This window comes from Spiroplasma endosymbiont of Megaselia nigra (genome assembly GCF_003987485.1).
GTDB lineage: Bacteria > Bacillota_I > Bacilli_A > Mycoplasmatales > Mycoplasmataceae > Spiroplasma.
The window spans coordinates 1-2183 of the sequence record NZ_RCOO01000177.1 but is presented as its reverse complement, the minus strand read 5'-3'; the positions used below and the strand labels follow the sequence as shown (position 1 = coordinate 2183).

Below are 2183 nucleotides of genomic sequence, written 5' to 3'. Positions count from 1 at the left end.
TAATCAAGATAAAAAAACTTGACCTAATTTTCAATTTCTTAATGGTTTTATGAGTTCTAATGTTTATAGTTTTTATAATGATGCATTTTGGTCTGAAAAATCAAAAGGTAAAGGTTATTTACCATTTGAAATATTTAGAGAACAAGGTAATGATAAAGTTGGTGCTATCTTTGGAGCAAATGCTATTAGTTTAGGGTTTACAACTTTATTAACTGATAAATGCAAAGGTACTGTTTTAACTAAAAATGGTTCACCAACAGAAGAATTAGTTTATTCAACATATAATTTAAAACAATTAAATCCTAAAACTAATCGAGTTTATTTAATTAATGAACAAACCAAGGCAATTGATGCTCAAACACCAGTTAGTGATAGTGAAAAAGATAATAATTGCGAATTCTTACAAACACCATATGGAACAAATTGTAGTTATATTATTGATATGTTTTCAATCCAAGCATTATATAAAGGTAATTTTGAAATTATCTTTTATGCCGATAACCCATATACCAATAATGAAGAAGATTATTTAAGATTATCAGTATGAAGTTTTCGTGGAAAAACAAAAAGTTTATTAAATAATTATTTACGTGATATGACAACTAACTATAAAACTAGTTTCTTACTCCCGCATGATTATGAAATACCAACATTTAATTACCCTGAATATGTTCTCCCACCAGTACCATATAACTATAAAACTTATACACAAGATATCTGAGGTGCTAAAACAGGACAAGCATTAAAAACTAAAATTACAGCACCAGCACAATGTAAAAAAGGAATTGAACCAGTTAATTTATTTTCTGATGAATTTAATGAAGGTTATTATGAAATTGAAATTGATTTAAAGCAAATTAACCCAACAATTCAAAGTATTGATAAATTTATTAGTTCTTATAAAACTATAGAAATAAGTAATCTTAATAATTTACAAGTTAGATGTTTAAAACCGAATATAGAACATTTTATTAAAGATAGAAATATTAATCTTTTAGGTGGTGATAATAGTTGCGATTATAATTTTGGGTCATTATCTAATATTACTTTACAAAAATCAGGTTTGGAACAAAAAGATAATGTTAATTTTGATAATACAATAATTTTATATACAGATAATATAAAAGTAAATGATGTTCAAACATTCGCTGCTGCTTCTACTAATGGTTTACCTAGTGGAAATTATCCAAGTACTTATTTTACGTATCAAAATAGAGTAATAATTAAATTCTTATTACAAATAACAAAACTATCTAATAATTATAATGATAAAATTAAAAAAACATATTTACAGGCATATTATACTAATGATGTAAAATTAAAAATTAGATTTGTAAAATTATTATTTGCTGAACTATTAGGACAAATAACAACTCGTTGAAAATATTGAGGTAATGATAAAGATATAATCATAGATTTAAATGCTTTGGGTGTATTAAATATGTTAAATAACAGTGATAACCCTATTAAAATTACAATTAAACCAAGATAAAAATAAAAAAAGATATTTAATAATAATGTCAATTAAATATCTTTTTTATTCCTCCTTAACTTTTATATTACTTTTATCATCAATTACTAAATCAGGTAAATTATTTTCTTCTAAATTTCAACGGTATACCGATTTAAAGTGACTATTATTTTTATCATCCATTCATTTTTTTATTGGTTTATATCCCCAGTCTTTTTTTTCGCCTATTAATAGTCCACAAATAATTTTGTTTTTAGGGGGTAAAATCTGCAATTCAAAATCATTGAATTTATCAATAGTTTTAAAATTATCACTTTTAAATTTAGTAATTTTTCACTCTAATTTTTCATCACCACGCCATACTACATAATAATATTTATCATCAACCTCATTAAATGGTTTTTCTTGCGGTGCTATTCATTCTAAATTGTCTTTAATTTCTTGATTAGCAGTATTTATTTTGTTTTCTTCTTTTAGTTTTTTTAATTCTTCAGGTGTATATTTTTGTGGTGTATTACAAGCAACTAAACTTGTTGTACTTATTCCTATTAAAGTGCTTGTTCCTAAAATACTTAATTTTTTTTTCATATTTATCCTTTCATTTTTATTACTATCAATTAAGTGAATCTATTGAAACACTATAATTAACTTTTACATTTTCGGTATAAACAGTTTCATCAGCAGAAGTGATTTTTGCACTGCTGTTAGTAAT

At 24.1% G+C, this 2183-nt stretch carries 2 protein-coding genes; one reads left to right on the top strand and one right to left on the bottom strand.

Annotated elements, in window-relative coordinates; translation table 4 throughout:
• Positions 1-1492, top strand: a 1492-nt coding sequence (locus D9R21_RS05865) for a hypothetical protein (protein ID WP_206609245.1), incomplete at its 5' end; no start/stop codon positions are given.
• 45 nt (positions 1493-1537) lie between these two features.
• Here the strand turns inward: D9R21_RS05865 and D9R21_RS05860 are convergent.
• Positions 1538-2059 (bottom strand): hypothetical protein, encoded by a 522-nt coding sequence (locus tag D9R21_RS05860; protein WP_126821468.1) that lies wholly within the window; start codon positions 2057-2059, stop codon positions 1538-1540.
• Between the last annotated feature and the right edge of the window lie 124 nt (positions 2060-2183).